Here is a 17332-nt window from a genome sequence, read left to right as displayed (position 1 = left end):
CACAGACGCGCAGGAGGTAGGCGTGAGCACGACGGCCATCCACGGGATCGGATCGATGGGCGGCGCGATCCTCGACGCACTGGTCGCCGAGGCCGCGGGCGCGGCCGGTGGCGGTGAGGTCCTCGCGGTGGTCCGCCGGGCCGAGCAGGCCGAGCAGCTGCGGGACCGGCTGCAGGGCACCCGGGCCTCGGTCGCCACCACCGAGGAGGCCGCCGCTGCCGCGGACCTGCACCTCGTCGCCGTCAAGCCCTACTCCGTCGCGGACGTGCTCGAGGCGATCGCGCCCTCGCTCCGACCGGGCGCCGTGGTCGTCTCGCTCGCGCTGGGCGTGACCAATGCCGACCTCGCGGCGCACCTGCCCGAGGGGACCGCGGTCGTGCGGGCCATGCCGAACACCCCTGCGCGCGTCGGGCAGGGCATGGTCGTGCTCAGCCCCGGCGAGACCGTCACCGACGAGCAGCTCGGCCTCGTGCGGGCCGCGCTCGCCGCGACCGGGCGCACCCTCGTGCTGCCGGAGTCCCAGCAGGACGCCGCCGCCGCGCTGTCCGGGTCCGCGCCGGCGTACTTCTACCTCTTCGTCGAGGCGATGGTCGACGCCGGCGTCGCACGCGGGCTGACCCGCGCCGACGCCCGCGAGCTGGCCACCCAGGCGGCGCTCGGCGCCGGCACCATGCTCCGGGAGACCGGTGAGGAGGCCGCCGTGCTCCGGGCCCAGGTGACCTCTCCCGGGGGCTCGACCGCCGCCGCCCTGGCCCGGCTCGAGGCCCACGGCCTGCGTCATGCCGTGGCGGATGCGATCACGACCTGCGCGGACCGGTCGGCCGGGCGGTGACCGTGCGCTGGTCGGTGCGGCGGCTCACCCGGGCGGACTGGGCGTGCTACCGGGCCGTCCGGCTGGCCATGCTGCTCGATGCCCCGTCCGCCTACGGCAGCTCCTTCGCCCGCGAGGTGGACTTCACCGAGGAGACCTGGCGCGAGCGGCTCGGGCAGACGGTGCTGCTCGCGGAGCGGGAGGACGGGCTGCCCCTCGGGGCCGCGACGCTGCTCGAGCCCGACCCCGAGCCCGGGGCCGACCCCGAGGCGCCGGAGGTCGTGGCGATGTGGGTCGCCGGCCACGCCCGGGGCGCGGGTGTGGCTGATGCGCTGCTCGAGGAGGCGGTGCGTCACGCGGCCGACCGGGGCCACGTCGAGGTCCGCCTCCACGTCATGGCCGACAACCCTCGCGCGGCGGCCTTCTACCGGCGAAAGGGCTTTCGATTCGACGGCAGCTGCGGCAATGTTGAGCGGTGTGAGCGGATGAGCAGGACGATCGACGGTAATGGCCGTCAGGTGACGATTCGGTGACCCCGACAGGTGTGGGGGCCTCGAGGATGAGAGAGTGATGCCATGAGTGAGATCACCGTGCGCGAGCTGGGCGAGGACGACTGGGCGACCTTCAGGTCCCTGCGCCTGGAGGCGCTCAAGGAGGCCCCGGACGCCTTCGTGGCCGACCACTCGGACGAGTCCGAGAAGCCCGAGGACTTCTGGCGGGCCCGGATGCGCCGCTCCGCTCGGCTCGTGGCCGAGGTCGACGACCAGCAGGTCGGCGTCGTGAGCATCGGTGATGCCAACGAGCAGGAGGAGGCCACCGGCGGCCAGCTCTTCGGCCTGTGGGTCCGCCCCGAGTGGCGCGGCCACGGCGCCGCTGCGGCCCTCGTGCGCGAGGGGGCCCGGATCGCCGCCGGTCACGGGCGCACCCAGCTCTACTACTGGGTGGGTTCGGACAACGGGCGCGCGGTCGCCTTCGCCTCCAGCTTCGGCTTCCGCCCCACCGATGACCGGCGTGCGATGCGCACCGGTGGTGACGAGCAGGAGATCGCCCTCGTCCTCGCCCTCGGCGAGGACCGCGCCTGAGCCCCTGCCCGGCCCACCGCGGTCGGGCCCGCCCCCTTCGGTCCCGGGAGTGTCAGGGTCGGGCGGCCATCCGCTCGATGAGGGTCGTCGGCCCGGAGACGATGATGAGGTCGCCGCTGCGGACCTTCGTGTCCGGCTTGGCGTAGGTGAAGTCCTGCCCGGGTGACTTCACGCCGACGACGGTCACGCCGTACTTGGCGCGCAGCTCGGACTGCTCGAGGGTGAAGCCGACCGCCTCCTGCGGCGGGGTCATCTTGACGATGGCGAAGCCGTCGTCGAACTCGATGTAGTCCATCAGTCGGCTGCCGATGAGGTGGGCCAGCCGCTTGCCGGACTCGATCTCGGGGGAGAGGACGTGGTGCACGCCGATCCGGTTGAGGATGCGCGCGTGCTCGGGGCTGACCGCCTTCGCCCAGACCTTGTCCGCCTCGCCGTCGATGAGGTTGACCGCCGCGAGCACGGAGGCCTCGATCGAGGACCCGACGCAGAGCACGCAGGCGGAGAAGGTGTGGGGCTTCAGCTCCTCGATCGTCGTCACGAGCGTGGCGTCGCCCTGGACGATCCGACCGACGCGACCCAGGTAGCCCTCGGCCAGGTGCGGATCGAGCTCCAGGGCCGTGACCCGGTTGCCGAGCCGGTGCAGCTCGGTGGCCACCGCCCCCCCGAAACGGCCGAGGCCGACGACCAGGACATCTTCGTTGTGCAGGCGCATGCGCGGCACGGGCGTCCTCCTGTTGGTTGCGTGCTCCGGGCACGACACTAGCCGGGGTACGGTGCTCCGCATGAGCACGCAGGCGTGCGCCGTGTGGGGCGAGGACTTCACCCGCTACGACTTCGGCGTGGGACATCCGATGTCACCCGTACGACTCGACCTGACTGCCCGTCTCTGCCGGGAGCTGGGGGTCTTCGACGAGGTGGAGCTGGTCGACGTGGACGTGGCCGACGACGACCAGTTGGCGACCGTCCACGACCGTGACTACATCGAGGCGGTGCGGGCTGCCTCCGCGGACCCCGCGGCGGCCGACGGCCGGTGGGGGATCGGGACCGAGGACGTGCCCGCCTTCGCCGACATGCACGACTCCAGCGCCCGGGTCGTCGCGGGCAGCGTGGAGTGCGCCCGCCGGGTGTGGACCGGGGCCAAGGAGCACGCGGTGAACTTCACCGGCGGTCTGCACCACGCGATGCGCGACCGGGCCGCGGGCTTCTGCGTCTACAACGACGCGGCCGCCGCGATCCGGTGGCTGCTGGACAACGGGGCGAAGCGCGTCGCCTACGTCGACGTCGACGTCCACCACGGCGACGGCGTCGAGGCCGCCTTCTACGACGACCCCCGGGTGCTGACGGTCTCCGTGCACGAGAGCGGTCGCACGCTCTTCCCCGGCACCGGCTGGCCCGGTGACCACGGCGGGACCGGCGCGCAGGGCAGCGCGGTCAACGTCGCGCTCCCGCCGGGCGTGACCGACGGGCCGTGGCTGCGGGCGATCACCTCGGTCGCGGTGCCCCTCGTGCGGGCCTTCGAGCCGGAGGTGCTCGTGACCCAGCACGGCTGCGACACCCACCGCGACGACCCGCTGGCGCACATGGCGCTCTCGGTGGACGCGCAGCGCCAGGCCGCGGTCAACCTGCACCGGCTCGCCCACGAGACCACGGACGGGCGGTGGCTCGCCCTCGGTGGCGGTGGCTACGCGGTCGCCTCGGTCGTCCCGCGCACGTGGACCCACCTGACCGCGATCGCCGCCCACCACCCGGTGCCGGCGCTGACCGAGACGCCGCCGGACTGGCGCGAGCGTGTCCGCCGGCTCTCCGGCCAGGAGCCACCGGAGCGGATGGGGGACCTGCCCGAGGAGGACCTGCCGATCTGGGTGCAGCCGTGGGCGATGGGGTACAACCCGCACAGCAGCGTCGACCGGGCGATCATGGCCGCGCGCGAGGCCGTCTTCCCGTTCCACGGTCTCGATGTGTGGTTCGACTGATTTTTTCGACCCTTCCCGAGATTGTCGGGGATCTGTCGGCGTGTCGGGTGGACGGGAGGTATCGATTTCTTCTCCCAGACTTCCCACTCGTCACATGTGCACCTATGGTTGCCTGAGCAGGGCACGTTCAGGTCTGCCGGCACGGGGTCGGTGGTGCGTCTCTGCAGGGATCGAGGTGAACATGTCGAACGATCGACTGGGTGAGGTGCGGTTCCTCACCGTGGCGGAGGTCGCGTCGATCATGCGTGTCTCGAAGATGACGGTGTACCGGATGGTGCACAACGGCGACCTGCCGGCCGTCCGGGTCGGGCGCAGTTTCCGGGTCTCCGAGGAGGCGGTGCACAAGTACCTCGACAGCTCCTACGTGGACACCGCCTGAGTCGGGCTCCCCGACGGACCCGTTAGACTCTGACGCCGGTTGCGCATCCGGTGGGTCGGCGCCCCTGAGGGCCGGCGCCGCGGCAACCACCGCGATCCACACTCGAGCGAAGGAAGATGCATGGGTTCTGTCATCAAGAAGCGCCGCAAGCGGATGGCCAAGAAGAAGCACCGCAAGCTGCTGCGCAAGACGCGCCACCAGCGTCGCAACAAGAAGTGACCTCGCGAAGGGGGACACGACCGGCCCGGTCGTGTCCCCCTTCGTCGTCGGCTCCCGTCGAGGCTCCGCCCTGGCGGGTCTGGTCACCTCAGGGACCCGGGGGCGCGCGTGATGACCGTCTCGTGGTCGCAACCGCACCTGAAGCGCCCGTTCGTGGTGGACTGCGGTCGGTAGGCTTCGGCCCGGAGCCACGACCAGAACCCAGGAGGTGTCCGCGGTGCCCGAGACCGTGCTCGTCGTGGGCGTGTCCCGTCACCTGGGCGGGGCATTCGCGCGACGCCTGAGCCGCGATGAGTCGGTCGGGCGCATCATCGGTGTCGACGTCGTGCCGCCGCGGCACGGGATCGGTCGCGCGGAGTTCATGCGCGCCGACATCCGCAGCCCGCTCATCGCGCGGATCCTCACCGGACAGCAGGTCGACACCGTCGTGCACGCGGGGGTCATCGCCACCCCGCGCGCCGGAGGGGGCCGAACTGCGCAGAAGGACGTCAACGTCATCGGAACGATGCAGCTGCTCGCCGCCTGCCAGCGGGCCGAGTCGGTGCGCAAGCTCGTCGTGAAGTCCACCTCCGGGGTCTACGGCTCGAGCCCGCGCGACCCGGCGATGTTCACCGAGGACATGTCGGCGAAGAAGATGCCGGCGTCCGGGTGGGCCCGGGACAGCGTCGAGGTCGAGGGCTACGTCCGGGGCCTCTCGCGCCGCCGCCCCGACATGGCGATCACGACGCTGCGCTTCGCCAACGTCATCGGCCCGCGGGTCCGCACGGCGCTCACCGACCACTTCAGCCTCCCGGTGATCCCCATCCCGCTGGGCTACGACGCCCGGCTGCAGTTCGTGCACGAGGAGGACTTCGCCGCCGCCATGGTCAGGGCCGTCCACGGGCCCGGCCTCGGCCCGGTCAACGTCGCCGGCGACGGGATCATCACCGTCAGCCAGGCGGCCAACCTCGCCGGCCGGCCCTACGTCCTCGTGCCCCGCATGACCACCGAGCCGCTGGCGAACCTCGCCAAGCGCTTCGGCCTCATCGACATCGGTTCCGACCAGCTGGGCATGCTGACCTTCGGCCGCGGTCTGGACACCACCCGGATGCGTGAGGACCTGGGCTTCGAGCCGACGTACTCCACCCGCGCGGCCTACGAGGACTTCGCCCGATCCAGCCGGCACCGGATCATGGACCGCCTGCCCTTCGCGCGTCCCGGGTGGTCGGCGGTGCAGGCGGCCGAGGCGGCCATGCGTGCGGTCGTACCCAACCCCGAGAGCGAGAAGTGATGGCCGAGAGCAGCAGCCGGTCCGGGTCCCGCGCTCCCGCGAAGGGCGCCACGAGCAAGACCACGGCGAAGAGGACCACGCCCACGAAGAGCGCCGCGACGAAGGCCGGCAGCGGGGCCACCTCGAAGAAGACCACCACCCCGAAGAAGGCCACCGCGGCGAAGAAGGCCACGAGTGCCGGCGGCGCCGCGTCGCGCTCCCGCCGGGCGTCCGGCAGCTCGGTGGCGGCCGCGGCCGAGCGTGCCGGTGGCGAGCGTGCCCGCCGCCGCAGCACCCCGCTGCTGACCGACGCCTCCGCCGGGGCCGCTGCCGGCACCCGGACCGCCCGCTCGAAGGGGGGCCGCGGCCCGGCCCTGCGGGTCGTGCCCGACGTCGACGGCGCGCCCCCCACGAAGGCCGCACCGGCGAAGAAGTCCACCAGGAAGCCGCCCCCCAGGAAGTCCACGTCGAAGCAGCCGCCGACGCAGCCGGCCGCGGCGAGCGAGGCGTCGACGAAGGCCGCGACGCCGACCGCCGGCCAGGCGATCGTCCCCGGGCTCGCCGAGATGCTCTCGGTGCTGCTCTCCGCGGGGCAGCTGGCCTCCCGGACCCTCGGTCAGGCCGCCGGCGCGGCCGCGGGCGACGAGTGGGAGGAGCGTTTCGCCGAGGCGTTGCAGTTCCTCCAGCGCCGGGTCACCGGTGAGTACGTCGTCGACAACTTCGGCTTCGACAAGGACTTCACCACCCACACCGTCTTCCCGGTGCTGCGGCTGCTCAAGGAGAAGTGGTTCCGGATCGAGGTCCGGGGGATCGAGAACATCCCCGACGAGGGCGGCGCGCTCGTCGTCTCCAACCACTCGGGCACGGTCGCCATCGACTCCGTGATGACCCAGCTGGCACTGCACGACGCGCACCCGAAGGGGCGCTTCCTGCGGATGCTGGGCGCCGACCTGGTCTTCCAGCTCCCGGTCGTCGGCGACATCGCCCGCAAGACCGGCAGCACCCTCGCGGCCAACGCGGACGCCAACCGGCTGTTGCGCGAGGGCGAGCTCGTCGGGGTCTGGCCCGAGGGCTTCAAGGGCGTCGGCAAGCCCTTCCGGGAGCGGTACAAGCTGCAGCGCTTCGGGCGCGGCGGCTTCGTCTCGACCGCGATCCGCGCCGAGGTGCCGATCATCCCGTGCTCGGTCGTCGGCGCCGAGGAGGTCTACCCGATGATCGGCAACATGAAGACCCTCGCGCGGCTCGTCGGGGCGCCCTACGCGCCGATCACCCCCTTCTTCCCGCTCCTCGGCCCGCTCGGGCTGGTCCCGCTGCCGAGCAAGTGGATCATCGAGTTCGGCCCGCCGATCGACACCGCCTCCCTCGGCCCGGCGGCTGCCGAGGACCCGATGCTGCTCTTCGAGTTCACCGACCAGGTGCGCGAGACGATCCAGCAGACGCTGTACTCGATCCTCGTCACGCGCCGCTCCGTCTTCTTCTAGGAGGTCGCCGTGCAGGTCCCGCTCCCCAGCGCCCGGGTCGTGATGATCGGCAAACCCGGCTGCCACCTGTGTGACGTCGCCCGCGAGACGATCCGGGCGGTCGTCGCCGAGACGGGGGACGACTTCGCCGAGGTGCACCTGGCCGACGACCCGGCCTACGCCCGGTACACCGAGGAGATCCCGGTCACCTTCGTCGACGGCGCGCAGCACGACTACTGGCGGGTGGACGAAGGGCGCTTGCGCGCCGCGCTGCGCCCGCGCGCCTGAGCAGGCACCGGGGACGACCCCGGCAGTGGCCGTCCCACGAGCTGGCGCGACTTTGTGCATTTGTTCACGAGCGCGTAATCTCGGGGAAGTTCGGTCCGGGCCAAGTGCACCGGGTCGGGAGAGGAGCCGGAGCCAGCCGTGTCTGTGGAGCACGTCAAGCGGGACATCCCCGATGCGACGGTCGCGCGGCTCCCCGGATACCTGCGGGCCCTGGGGGAGTTCTCCAGCAAGGACATCCGCTCGGTCAGCTCCGAGGAGCTGGCCACGGCCGCCGGTGTCAGCTCCGCGAAGCTGCGCAAGGACCTCAGCCACCTCGGGTCCTACGGTGTGCGCGGGGTCGGCTACGACGTCACCCACCTCGCCTACCAGATCTCCCGCGCCCTCGGACTGACCCACGACTGGCCGGTGGTCATCGTGGGAATGGGCAACCTGGGACGCGCGTTGGCCTCCTATGGCGGGTTCGCCACGAAGGGCTTCAAGGTCGTGGCGCTGCTCGACCGGGACCCGCGCGTGGTCGGTGGCCGCGCGGACAACCTGATCATCCAGCCGATGACGGCCCTGGAGGCCCTCGTCACCCCCGGCGAGGCCTGCATCGGGGTCATCGCCACCCCGGCGGACTCCGCCCAGGAGGTCGCCGACCGACTCGTCGATGCGGGAGTGAGCTCGATCCTGAACTTCGCGGCTGCACACGTGCAGGTGCCCGAGCACGTCCTCACCCGCAAGGTGGACCTGTCCACCGAGCTGCAGATCCTCGCCTTCCACGAGCAACAGCGTGCGGGCACGCTTCCCGACGAGCTCCTCGAGGGGGCCTGACCATGAGCATCCTGTCCTTCGGCATCAACCACCGGCGCGCACCGATGTCCGTGCTGGAGCGCGCGGCGCTGGACGACGAGCGCCTCGAGGAGCTCGAGCGCACCGCCGACGCGAGCCCGGACATCGCCGAGCACGTGGTCGTCTCGACGTGCAACCGCACCGAGATCTACGCCGAGGTCAGCGCCTTCCACGGTGCCGTCGCCGACCTGACCGACGCGCTCACGTCCGCGACGGGCATCACCCGCGAGGACCTGAAGAACCACCTCGACCTGAACTTCGGCGAGGCGGCGGTCGCGCACGTCTTCAACGTCGCCGCCGGCCTGGACTCGATGGCGGTGGGGGAGTCCCAGATCCTCGGTCAGCTGCGCGCCTCCCTCGCCCGCGCCCAGGCGGGCGGCCACGTCGGGTCCCATCTCAACGCGCTGATCCAGCAGGCGCTGCGCACCGGCAAGCGCGTCCACAGCGAGACCGCCATCGACGAGGTCTCCCGCTCCCTCGTCGGCGCCGGGCTGGACGCCGCGCAGACCCACCTGGAGGGGATCTCCGGCGCGCACGTCCTCGTCATCGGTGCCGGATCGATGAGCGCGCTCGCGGCCACCACCGCGGCGCGCCGCGGCGTCGGACGACTCACCGTCGTCAACCGCACCCATGAGCGCGGGCTCGCCCTGGCCGAGCGGCTGGGCGGGAGCGCCCGGCACCGCGACGAGCTGGCCAGCGCGCTCGCCGAGGCCGATGTCGTCATCTCCTGCACCGGAGCCGTGACGCGGGTCGTCGGCCTGGCCGAGGCCGCCGACGCCCAGGTGGACCGGGGCGGCCGCCCACAGGTGTACCTCGACCTGGCGCTGCCGCACGACATCGCCCACGAGGTCGCAGGCCTCACCGGCGTCGCCCGTCTCGGGCTGGACGACCTGGGCGAGACGCTCGGCAGCGACGGCGAGCCGCCCGAGGTCGATGCCGCCCGCGGCATCGTCGCCGAGGCCGTGACCAAGCACCTGGGGGAGCGGGCCGCGAGCAGCGCCGCCCCCACCGTGCGCGCCCTGCGCCGAGCAGCCCAGCAGGTCCTCGAGAGCGAGCTGGAGCGGCTGCACCAGCGCACCCCCGACATGTCCGATGCCCACCGCCACGAGGTGGACCGGGCGGTTCACCGGGTCGTGGACAAGTTGCTCCACCAGCCCACCGTCCGGGCCAAGGAGCTGGCCGTCGACGGCCGCCTCGGCGAGTACGAGGACGCCCTGCGCCAGCTCTTCGACCTGCACTCCGAAGGAGGTGCCCTGTGACCACCCTTCGTCTGGGGACCCGCCGCTCGGTCCTCGCCCGCACCCAGTCCGGTCACGTGGCCGACGCGCTGCGCGCGGCCGGCCACGAGGTCGAGCTGGTCGACATCGTCACCGAGGGCGACACCAACCGCGCCTCGCTCGCCAGTCTCGGCGGCACCGGGGTCTTCGCCACCGCCCTGCGCGATGCCCTCCTCGCCGGCGAGATCGACCTGGCCGTGCACTCGCTGAAGGACCTGCCGACCGCGCCCGCGCCGGGCCTCGTCGTCGCCGCCATCCCCGAGCGGGCCGACTCGCGCGATGCGCTGTGCGCCCGCGACGGGCTCACCCTCGGTGAGCTCGGTGCCGACGCCGTCGTCGGCACGGGGTCCCCGCGACGCCGCTCCCAGCTCGGCGCGCTCGGGCTCGGCCTGACCTTCCGTGACATCCGCGGCAACCTCGGCACCCGCCTGGACATGGTCGGGCCGGGGGAGGACCAGCTCGACGCCGTGGTCCTGGCCGCCGCCGGACTCACCCGGGCCGGCCTGCAGGAGCGGGTCACCGAATACCTCGACCCGATCCAGCTGCTCCCCGCCCCCGGGCAGGGAGCGCTGGCCGTCGAGTGCTGCGAGGGGAACGAGCGCGTGCTCGCCGCCCTTCGCGCCCTGGACCACGAGGACACCCGCTCGGCCGTCACCGCCGAGCGGGGGGTCCTCGCGGAGCTCGAGGCGGGATGCCACGCCCCAGTCGGGGCGCTCGCCGAGGTCGTCGAGGACGTCGACGGGCCGCAGCTCTCCCTTCGCGCGGTCGTCGCCGCCGAGGACGGCTCCGGTGCCCTGCGACGCTCCGTCACCGGCCCCATCGATGCGGCCGAGGAGCTGGGCCATCGCCTGGCCCGACTCCTCCTCGACGACGGTGCAGCCGAGCTCGCCGATCTACCCAACGCCCACCCCACGACCGCTTCGGAGCAAGCCCTGTGACCCCCAAGCGCCCGACCGCACCCACGTCCGCTGCCGCCCGCCGGCCGGCCCATGTCGCCTTCGTCGGCGCCGGCCCGGGCGACGCCGCCCTGCTGACCGTCGCCGCCGTCGAGCTCCTCGGCTCGGCCGATGCCGTCATCACCGACCAGAGCACCGACCCGGCCATCGTCACGGCGACGGCCCGCGAGGGCGCCGAGATCGTCGACGCCGGCCACGGCGAGCACGGGCAGCGCCTCACCCACGCCTCCAGGGCCAAGCTGGTCGTCAAGACCGCGAAGGCCCACAAGGGCGGCCTCGTCGTGCGTCTCATGGACGGCGACCCCGCGACCTTCAACGGGCTCGCGGAGGAGGCCAAGGCCCTGACCAAGGCGAACATCGAGTTCGACGTCGTGCCCGGCGTCTCCGCCGTGAGCGCCGTGCCGAGCTACGCCGGCGTGCCGCTCACCGCGCAGGGCACCAGCGCGCTGCACGTGGTCCACGTCTCGGGCGAGAAGCGTCCGGACGTCTCGGCCGCGACCTCCACCGACACCACGCTCGTCCTGCTCGGCCAGCCCGAGGACCTCGCCCGGACCATCGGCGAGCTGCTCGACGCCGGCGCCTCGCCCGAGACCGCCGTCTCGATCACCAGCTCGGGCACGACGACCAAGCAGGTCACCGCGGAGAAGACCCTCGGTGAGGCGGCCGAGCACGTCGCGGGCGCCGAGAGCCCGCTCGTCGTGGTCGTCGGCAAGACGGTCTCCCTTCGCTCGAGCATGTCCTGGTTCGAGACCAAGCCGCTCTACGGCTGGAACGTGCTCGTCCCGCGGACGAAGGACCAGGCCGGCCCGATGACCAAGGCGCTGCTCGGCCACGGCGCCACGAGCGAGGTCGTCCCCACGATCAGCGTCGAGCCGCCGCGCACGCCGCAGGCGGTCGACCGGGCGGTGCGCGGGCTGGTCACCGGTCGCTACCAGTGGATCGGCTTCACCTCCGTCAACGCCGTCAAGGCGGTCCGGGAGAAGTTCGAGGAGTTCGGGCTGGACGCCCGAGCCTTCTCCGGGCTGAAGATCGCGGCCGTCGGCGGGGTCACCGCCGATGCGCTGCGCGCCTGGGGCCTCGAGCCCGACCTCGTCCCCGACGGCGAGATGTCCGCCCGCGGACTGCTCGAGGCCTGGCCGCCCTATGACGACGTGCTCGACCCGATCGACCGGGTCTTCCTGCCCCGCGCGGACATCGCGACCGACACCCTCGTGGCCGGCCTGCAGGAGATGGGCTGGCAGGTCGACGACGTCACGGCGTACCGGACCGTGCGCGCCACGCCGCCCCCGGCACCGGTGCGCGACGCGATCAAGCAGGGCGCCTTCGACGCGGTCGTCTTCACCTCCTCCTCGACGGTGCGCAACCTCGTCGGCATCGCCGGCAAGCCGCACCCGACGACGGTCATCGCCTGCATCGGTCCCGCGACGGTCAAGACCGCCGAGGAGGCGGGGCTGCACGTCGACGTCATGGCACCGGAGGCCACCGGCGCCAGCCTCGTCGAGGCCCTCGCCGACCACGGCCGCGAGCTCGCGGCCACGGCACTGGAAGCCGGTGAGCAACCGCAGCGACCCAGCGCCCGCCGCAAGAAGGGCAAGACCGCGACCCGTCGTCGCAAGGCGAAGGGGTGAGCCCGGTGGGAGGGGCGGGCACGCCCCCTTCGACGGTGCCCGTGGTGCGCCCGCGGCGGCTGCGCTCCAGCCGGCCGGTGCGGCGGCTGGTGGCGCAGACGAGGCTGCACCCGGCCGACCTCGTGCTGCCGGTCTTCGTCCGCGAGGGCATCACCGAGCCGGTGGACATCTCCAGCCTGCCCGGGGTGCGCCAGCACACCATCGACTCGCTCGTGGCGACCGCCCGCGAGTGCGTGGCGGCGGGGATCGGCGGGATCATGCTCTTCGGGGTGCCGCTGACCAAGGACGCCCGAGGCTCCGGCGCGGACGACCCGGAGGGCATCCTCAACGTCGCCACCCGCGCCGTCGTCGACGCCGTCGGTGAGGACCTCGTCGTCATGACCGACCTGTGCCTGGACGAATTCACCGACCACGGGCACTGCGGGGTGCTCGGCACCGACCCCGAGGGGCGCACCGTCGTCGACAACGACGCGACCCTGGATCGCTACGCCTCGATGGCCCTGGCCCAGGCCGTCGCCGGCTCCCACGTGCTGGGCCTCTCCGGGATGATGGACGGGCAGGTCGCCCACGTGCGCGCCGCCCTCGACGCCGCAGGCCACACCGACACCCTCGTGCTCGCCTACACCGCGAAGTACACCTCCGCCCTCTACGGCCCCTTCCGCGAGGCGGTGCAGTCCTCGCTCACGGGCGACCGCGCGACCTACCAGCAGGACCCGGCCAACGGCACCGAGTCGCTCCGCGAGCTCGAGCTGGACCTCGCCGAGGGCGCGGACATCGTCATGGTCAAGCCGGCCCAGCCGCACCTGGACGTCCTCGCCACCGTGGCCGAGACCTCCACCGTCCCCGTGGCCGCCTACCAGATCTCCGGCGAGTACGCCCAGATCGTCGCCTCGGCCGACCGGGGCTGGATCGACCGGGACGCCGCCGTGCTCGAGTCGCTGCTGCACATCAAGCGAGCCGGCGCCCAGTTCGTCCTGACTTACTTCGCCCTCGAGACCGCGGAGCGACTGTGAGCGGCGAGGAGTGGCTGGACGAGCAGCAGCAGGACCACTGGCGGGCCTACCTGCGCGGCTCCCGCTTGCTCGAGCGAGCCCTCGTCGAGGACCTCGCCCCGAGCAATGTGCAGCTGACCGAGTACGAGCTGCTCTCCATGCTCTCCGAGGCGCCGGGGCAGCGGATGCGCATGTCCCGGCTCGCCGACCTGATCATCCAGTCCCGCTCCCGGGTCACCCACACCGCGACCCGGCTGGAGAAGCGGGGCTGGGTCGAGCGCTGCCGCTCCGGCGACGACGGCCGCGGGGTCGAGATCTCGCTGACCGACGCCGGCCGCCACGAGCTGGACCGACTCGCCCGCATCCACGTCGCCTCCGTGCGTCGCCACCTCGTCGATGCCCTCACCCCGGAGCAGTTCGCCGCGCTGGGGGAGGCCATGGCCGTGCTCCGGGACCGGATCTACCCCGACCACCACGAGATCGGCAGGGAGATTCGGGCCACCGACGACGCGTGAGCCAGACTGGGAGCATGACGCTCTCGACCCCCCGCTCGCAGGCCCTCTTCGACCGAGCCCTCGCGGTGACCCCCGGTGGGGTGAACTCCCCGGTGCGCGCCTTCGGCGGTGTCGGCGGCACCCCGCGCGTCATCGACCACGCGAGCGGCGCCTGGCTGACCGACGTCGACGGCAACCGCTACGTCGACCTGATCAGCTCCTGGGGCCCGATGATCCTCGGGCACGCCCACCCCGACGTGCTCGCGGCCGTGACCGGTGCCGCGCAGCAGGGCTTCTCCTTCGGCACCGCCAGCGAGAACGAGGTCGCTCTCGCCGAGGAGATCGTCCGCCGCGTCGAGCCCCTCGAGCAGGTGCGCCTCGTCTCCTCCGGCACCGAGGCGACGATGTCCGCCCTTCGCCTGGCCCGCGGCGTGACCGGCCGCTCGGTCGTCGTGAAGTTCGCCGGCTGCTACCACGGCCACGTCGACGCACTGCTGGCGCAGGCCGGCTCGGGCGTCGCGACCTTCGCCCTGCCCGACTCCTCCGGCGTGCCCGCCTCCGCCGCCGGCGAGACCCTCGTGCTGCCCTACAACGACGTCGCTGCCCTCGAGGCCGCCTTCGCGGAGCGGGGCGGGGAGATCGCGGCCGTCATCACCGAGGCCTCTCCCGGCAACATGGGCGTCGTCCCGCCGGAGCCCGGCTTCACCTCCGCCCTGCGTCGGATCACCCGGCAGCACGGCGCGCTCCTCATCAGTGACGAGGTGATGACCGGCTTCCGCGCCAGCCGTTCCGGGTGGTACGGCCTGGAGACCGGCGCGAAGGGGGACGCCCCCGGCGGCTACCCCGACGGCCCGCCGGACCTCTTCACCTTCGGCAAGGTCATGGGCGGCGGCTTCCCTGCCGCGGCTTTCGGCGGCAGCGCCGAGATCATGGCCCACCTCGCCCCGGAGGGCCCCGTCTACCAGGCGGGCACTCTCTCCGGGAACCCCGTCGCCACCGCCGCGGGTCTGGCGACCCTGCGCGGCTGCACCGAGGACCTCTACCCCCGGCTCGAGCAGGCCGCCACGACGATCGCCGAGGCCGCCTCCGCGGCCCTCACCGAGGCGAGCGTCCCCCACACGATCCAGTGGGCCGGGTCGATGTTCTCGGTCTTCTTCCGCGAGGGGCCGGTGCGCGACTTCGCCGACGCCGGCACCCAGGACACCGCCGCCCACGCACGTTTCTTCCACTCGATGCTCGAGCAGGGTGTGCACCTGCCCCCGAGCGCCTTCGAGGTCTGGTTCGTCTCCGACGCCCTCGACCAGGACGCGATCGGCACCGTCCTGGACGCCCTCCCCGCCGCCGCCCGCGCCGCCGCGGCCTGACGACCCGGGGTGACGGTTGATGGGGTGGTCCCGGCCCGAATAAAGCCGAGGTCCGACGCGACAACCTGACGCACGTCACCGACGAAGGGACGTCGGCCCAGGCCGGGGCGCCCCGTCAGCCGGCGCCGCTCACCTCGTCCGGCGACGGCACGGGGGCTCGGAGCAGCCGCCCCGGGCGGCGTCGACCGTCACCGAGGGCGGGCGACGTAGAGCGCGTACTCGAGTCGGTGCCCGTCGCGCTCGACCTCGAGGGGGATCTCCTCGGTCGGGGCCAGGTCGGTGAGGGTGGTCAGGAGTGCGGGTTCGCGCTGGGCGGCCCAGATGGCGAAGGCGCCGCCGGGGGAGACGTGGCCCAGGGCGGCCGCGAGGGAGTCGCGGGAGTAGAGGGCCCGGTTCTCCTCGTGGACGAGGAAGCCGGGGCCGTTGTCGACGTCGAGCAGGACCAGGTCCCAGGAGCGGTCGCCCTCCCGGCCGAGGAGCTCGGCGACGTCGCCGGCCCGCACGGTGGCGCGGGGGTGGCGGGCGACCAGGCCCATCGTCGGGGCGAGGGCGAGGCGCGCCCACTGGACGAGGTCCTCCTCCAGCTCGACGACGTCGACGTGGCCGACGCGCTTGTCCTTGAGGACCTCCAGGGTGGTGTAGCCGAGGCCGAGGCCGCCCACGAGGACCGAGCCGGGGGAGTCCACGACGGCCAGCGCCCGCCGGGCCAGGGCCGTCTCGGTCGTGGTGTCCACGGAGTCCATCGCGAAGACGCCCGCCACGACCAGCTCGTGGACGATCTCGCCGGCCTCGTCGGTCCGCTCGCGCAGGGCGACCTCACCCCGGGGGGTCTCGGCGCTCACGAGAGTCGTGGGTGGCTGCTCCATGCGCCCGGGTCTCCTTCCCAATTCTGCTACGTGTATGTTGTCTATTACGCCACGGTAATCGGGCCCAGCTCACAGGGCTTGACCGGGGGTCGGTCCGTCGCGCCTCCTCACGAGGGGGTAGTTTTGCCCCGTGGCTACTACGACCCTCCCCGCGAAGAAGAAGGGGGTGGCGTCGACCTCCATCGGGCTGAAGATCCTGATGGCGGTGACCGGCGTCATCTTCCTCCTGTATCTGCTGCTGCACATGTACGGCAACCTGATGGCCCTCGGCGGCAAGGAGACCTTCGACACCTACGCCCATCACCTGCGCACCATCGGTGAGCCGATGCTGCCCTACGGCGGGATGCTCTGGATCGTGCGGATCGTGCTGATCGCCTCGATCATCGGGCACGTGTACGCGGCCGTCACCCTGTGGGCCCGGGCCGGAGCCGCCCGCCCGCAGCGCTACTCGGTGAAGAAGAACATCGGCTCCACGCTGGCCTCGCGCACGATGCGCTGGGGCGGCGTGGCCATCTTCCTGTTCGTGATCTGGCACCTCATCCACTTCACCTTCGTCAAGCCGGCCATCAACAGCTCGGTGAGCTCGGGTGAGGTCGAGGCGTCCCCCTTCGTCATGGTCCAGTCGAGCTTCGAGCTCTGGTGGATGGTCCTCATCTATGCGGCCGCGATGATCGCGGTGGGGATGCACCTCTACCACGGCGTCTTCAGCGCCGCCCAGACCATGGGACTGACCAGCAGCGCCGTCGCGCGCAGCCGCGCCCGGGCCCTCGGCGCGGTCGTCGGGGTGGTCATCGTGGTGGGCTTCCTCATCCCGCCGTTCGCGATCCTCTTCAACCTCGTCTGACCAGGAGCACCACGACATGAATGACACGCTCAGGGACTACTACTCCGAGGGCGACCCGATCGCGGACACCAAGGCACCCGAGGGTCCGGTGGCCGAGATGTGGACGAAGCGCCAGTTCAGCGCGGGTCTGGTCCAGCCGACCAACCGTCGCAAGCTCTCGGTCATCGTCGTCGGCACCGGTCTGGCCGGTGGCGCGGCCGCGGCCACGCTCGGCGAGGCCGGCTACCACGTGAAGTCCTTCTGCTACCAGGACTCCCCGCGCCGCGCGCACTCGATCGCCGCGCAGGGCGGTATCAACGCCGCGAAGAACTACAAGGAGGACGGGGACTCGACCTACCGCCTCTTCTACGACACCGAGAAGGGCGGGGACTACCGCTCCCGCGAGACCAACACCTACCGCCTCGCCGAGGTCAGCGCGAACATCATCGACCAGTGCGTGGCCCAGGGTGTCCCCTTCGCCCGGGAGTACGGCGGTCTGCTGGACAACCGCTCCTTCGGTGGCGTCCAGGTCTCGCGCACCTTCTACGCCCGCGGCCAGACCGGTCAGCAGCTGCTCATCGGCGCCTACCAGGCGCTGGAGCGGCAGGTCGCCGCCGGGACCGTCGATCCCTACACCCGC

20 protein-coding genes are annotated in these 17332 nt (G+C 72.4%); 18 read left to right on the top strand and 2 right to left on the bottom strand.

Going from position 1 to position 17332, the window contains the following annotated elements:
* Window positions 1–22: 22 nt before the first annotated feature.
* Genes proC through JCO01S_RS10615 form a run of 3 tightly spaced genes read left to right on the top strand, consistent with a single transcriptional unit; the run spans window position 23 to window position 1893 of the window.
* Window positions 23–832, top strand: a complete 810-nt coding sequence (gene proC / locus JCO01S_RS10625; protein WP_245634407.1) for a pyrroline-5-carboxylate reductase — start codon at window positions 23–25, stop codon at window positions 830–832.
* Entirely contained in the window at window positions 829–1344 is a 516-nt protein-coding gene (locus JCO01S_RS10620) for a GNAT family N-acetyltransferase (protein WP_068255082.1), read from the top strand. The genes proC and JCO01S_RS10620 overlap by 4 nt, the downstream gene beginning before the upstream one ends.
* Window positions 1345–1386: 42 nt before the next feature.
* Window positions 1387–1893, top strand: a complete 507-nt coding sequence (locus tag JCO01S_RS10615; protein WP_068255079.1) for a GNAT family N-acetyltransferase — start codon at window positions 1387–1389, stop codon at window positions 1891–1893.
* Window positions 1894–1945: 52 nt separating this feature from the next.
* Here JCO01S_RS10615 and JCO01S_RS10610 read toward each other — a convergent pair whose 3' ends face one another.
* Window positions 1946–2605 carry a potassium channel family protein gene (locus tag JCO01S_RS10610; RefSeq protein ID WP_068255173.1) on the bottom strand — a complete coding sequence of 220 codons (660 nt, stop codon included), beginning with the start codon at window positions 2603–2605 and terminating at the stop codon, window positions 1946–1948.
* Window positions 2606–2675: 70 nt separating this feature from the next.
* On the opposite strand from JCO01S_RS10610, the gene JCO01S_RS10605 reads away from it, so the two are divergent.
* From JCO01S_RS10605 to hemL, 13 genes are all read left to right on the top strand, one after another.
* Window positions 2676–3866: an acetoin utilization protein AcuC gene (locus JCO01S_RS10605; RefSeq protein ID WP_068255077.1), complete on the top strand. Its 1191-nt coding sequence runs from the start codon at window positions 2676–2678 to the stop codon at window positions 3864–3866.
* Window positions 3867–4047: 181 nt separating this feature from the next.
* The gene (locus tag JCO01S_RS10600; protein ID WP_068255073.1) at window positions 4048–4245 is read left to right on the top strand and encodes a helix-turn-helix domain-containing protein; all 198 of its coding nucleotides are present in this window, start codon (window positions 4048–4050) and stop codon (window positions 4243–4245) included.
* 120 nt (window positions 4246–4365) lie between these two features.
* The gene (locus JCO01S_RS15435; protein ID WP_003792170.1) at window positions 4366–4464 is read left to right on the top strand and encodes a 30S ribosomal protein bS22; all 99 of its coding nucleotides are present in this window, start codon (window positions 4366–4368) and stop codon (window positions 4462–4464) included.
* 217 nt (window positions 4465–4681) lie between these two features.
* Window positions 4682–5734: an NAD-dependent epimerase/dehydratase family protein gene (locus JCO01S_RS10595; RefSeq protein WP_084342833.1), complete on the top strand. Its 1053-nt coding sequence runs from the start codon at window positions 4682–4684 to the stop codon at window positions 5732–5734.
* Window positions 5734–7194 carry a lysophospholipid acyltransferase family protein gene (locus tag JCO01S_RS10590; RefSeq protein WP_068255070.1) on the top strand — a complete coding sequence of 487 codons (1461 nt, stop codon included), beginning with the start codon at window positions 5734–5736 and terminating at the stop codon, window positions 7192–7194. Before JCO01S_RS10595 ends, JCO01S_RS10590 begins: the two co-directional genes overlap by 1 nt.
* 9 nt (window positions 7195–7203) lie before the next feature.
* Window positions 7204–7461: a glutaredoxin family protein gene (locus tag JCO01S_RS10585; RefSeq protein ID WP_245634406.1), complete on the top strand. Its 258-nt coding sequence runs from the start codon at window positions 7204–7206 to the stop codon at window positions 7459–7461.
* A gap of 138 nt (window positions 7462–7599) precedes the next feature.
* Complete coding sequence (locus JCO01S_RS10580; RefSeq protein ID WP_068255067.1) at window positions 7600–8274, top strand: redox-sensing transcriptional repressor Rex; 675 nt, start codon at window positions 7600–7602, stop codon at window positions 8272–8274.
* A 2-nt stretch (window positions 8275–8276) separates the two neighbouring features.
* Window positions 8277–9551 (top strand): glutamyl-tRNA reductase, encoded by a 1275-nt coding sequence (locus tag JCO01S_RS10575; RefSeq protein ID WP_068255064.1) that lies wholly within the window; start codon window positions 8277–8279, stop codon window positions 9549–9551.
* Window positions 9548–10507: a hydroxymethylbilane synthase gene (gene hemC, locus JCO01S_RS10570; protein ID WP_068255058.1), complete on the top strand. Its 960-nt coding sequence runs from the start codon at window positions 9548–9550 to the stop codon at window positions 10505–10507. Before JCO01S_RS10575 ends, hemC begins: the two co-directional genes overlap by 4 nt.
* Window positions 10504–12153 (top strand): bifunctional uroporphyrinogen-III C-methyltransferase/uroporphyrinogen-III synthase, encoded by a 1650-nt coding sequence (locus tag JCO01S_RS10565; RefSeq protein WP_068255055.1) that lies wholly within the window; start codon window positions 10504–10506, stop codon window positions 12151–12153. Before hemC ends, JCO01S_RS10565 begins: the two co-directional genes overlap by 4 nt.
* Window positions 12150–13166 carry a porphobilinogen synthase gene (hemB, locus tag JCO01S_RS10560; protein WP_084342830.1) on the top strand — a complete coding sequence of 339 codons (1017 nt, stop codon included), beginning with the start codon at window positions 12150–12152 and terminating at the stop codon, window positions 13164–13166. Before JCO01S_RS10565 ends, hemB begins: the two co-directional genes overlap by 4 nt.
* Window positions 13163–13660 (top strand): MarR family winged helix-turn-helix transcriptional regulator, encoded by a 498-nt coding sequence (locus JCO01S_RS10555; protein WP_068255046.1) that lies wholly within the window; start codon window positions 13163–13165, stop codon window positions 13658–13660. Before hemB ends, JCO01S_RS10555 begins: the two co-directional genes overlap by 4 nt.
* A 14-nt stretch (window positions 13661–13674) precedes the next feature.
* Window positions 13675–15003: a glutamate-1-semialdehyde 2,1-aminomutase gene (gene hemL / locus JCO01S_RS10550; RefSeq protein ID WP_068255043.1), complete on the top strand. Its 1329-nt coding sequence runs from the start codon at window positions 13675–13677 to the stop codon at window positions 15001–15003.
* 188 nt (window positions 15004–15191) lie between these two features.
* Here the strand turns inward: hemL and JCO01S_RS10545 are convergent, their stop codons facing one another.
* The gene (locus tag JCO01S_RS10545; protein WP_068255040.1) at window positions 15192–15869 is read right to left on the bottom strand and encodes a spermine/spermidine synthase domain-containing protein; all 678 of its coding nucleotides are present in this window, start codon (window positions 15867–15869) and stop codon (window positions 15192–15194) included.
* Window positions 15870–15999: 130 nt separating this feature from the next.
* Between JCO01S_RS10545 and JCO01S_RS10540 the strand changes: the two genes are divergently transcribed.
* Window positions 16000–16713, top strand: coding sequence for a succinate dehydrogenase cytochrome b subunit (locus JCO01S_RS10540; protein ID WP_068255037.1), 714 nt, complete (start codon window positions 16000–16002; stop codon window positions 16711–16713).
* Between the two features lie 16 nt (window positions 16714–16729).
* A partial coding sequence (locus JCO01S_RS10535) for an FAD-binding protein (RefSeq protein WP_157074572.1) occupies window positions 16730–17332 on the top strand: 603 nt, incomplete at its 3' end.

The sequence above is a fragment of the Janibacter corallicola NBRC 107790 genome (assembly GCF_001570965.1).
Classification (GTDB): Bacteria; Actinomycetota; Actinomycetes; order Actinomycetales; family Dermatophilaceae; genus Janibacter; species Janibacter corallicola.
This window is presented reverse-complemented; position numbering and strand designations above follow the sequence as displayed.

What these genes read in the sequence shown, in the direction of transcription:
- JCO01S_RS10575 (WP_068255064.1), top strand. Translation starts at nt 8,277, where the DNA reads ATGAGCATCCTGTCCTTCGGCATCAACCACCGGCGCGCACCGATGTCC.
- JCO01S_RS10600 (WP_068255073.1), top strand. Translation starts at nt 4,048, where the DNA reads ATGTCGAACGATCGACTGGGTGAGGTGCGGTTCCTCACCGTGGCGGAG.
- JCO01S_RS10605 (WP_068255077.1), top strand. Translation starts at nt 2,676, where the DNA reads ATGAGCACGCAGGCGTGCGCCGTGTGGGGCGAGGACTTCACCCGCTAC.
- JCO01S_RS10590 (WP_068255070.1), top strand. Translation starts at nt 5,734, where the DNA reads ATGGCCGAGAGCAGCAGCCGGTCCGGGTCCCGCGCTCCCGCGAAGGGC.
- hemL (WP_068255043.1), top strand. Translation starts at nt 13,675, where the DNA reads ATGACGCTCTCGACCCCCCGCTCGCAGGCCCTCTTCGACCGAGCCCTC.
- JCO01S_RS10545 (WP_068255040.1), bottom strand. Translation starts at nt 15,869, where the DNA reads ATGGAGCAGCCACCCACGACTCTCGTGAGCGCCGAGACCCCCCGGGGT.
- JCO01S_RS15435 (WP_003792170.1), top strand. Translation starts at nt 4,366, where the DNA reads ATGGGTTCTGTCATCAAGAAGCGCCGCAAGCGGATGGCCAAGAAGAAG.
- JCO01S_RS10615 (WP_068255079.1), top strand. Translation starts at nt 1,387, where the DNA reads ATGAGTGAGATCACCGTGCGCGAGCTGGGCGAGGACGACTGGGCGACC.
- JCO01S_RS10610 (WP_068255173.1), bottom strand. Translation starts at nt 2,605, where the DNA reads ATGCGCCTGCACAACGAAGATGTCCTGGTCGTCGGCCTCGGCCGTTTC.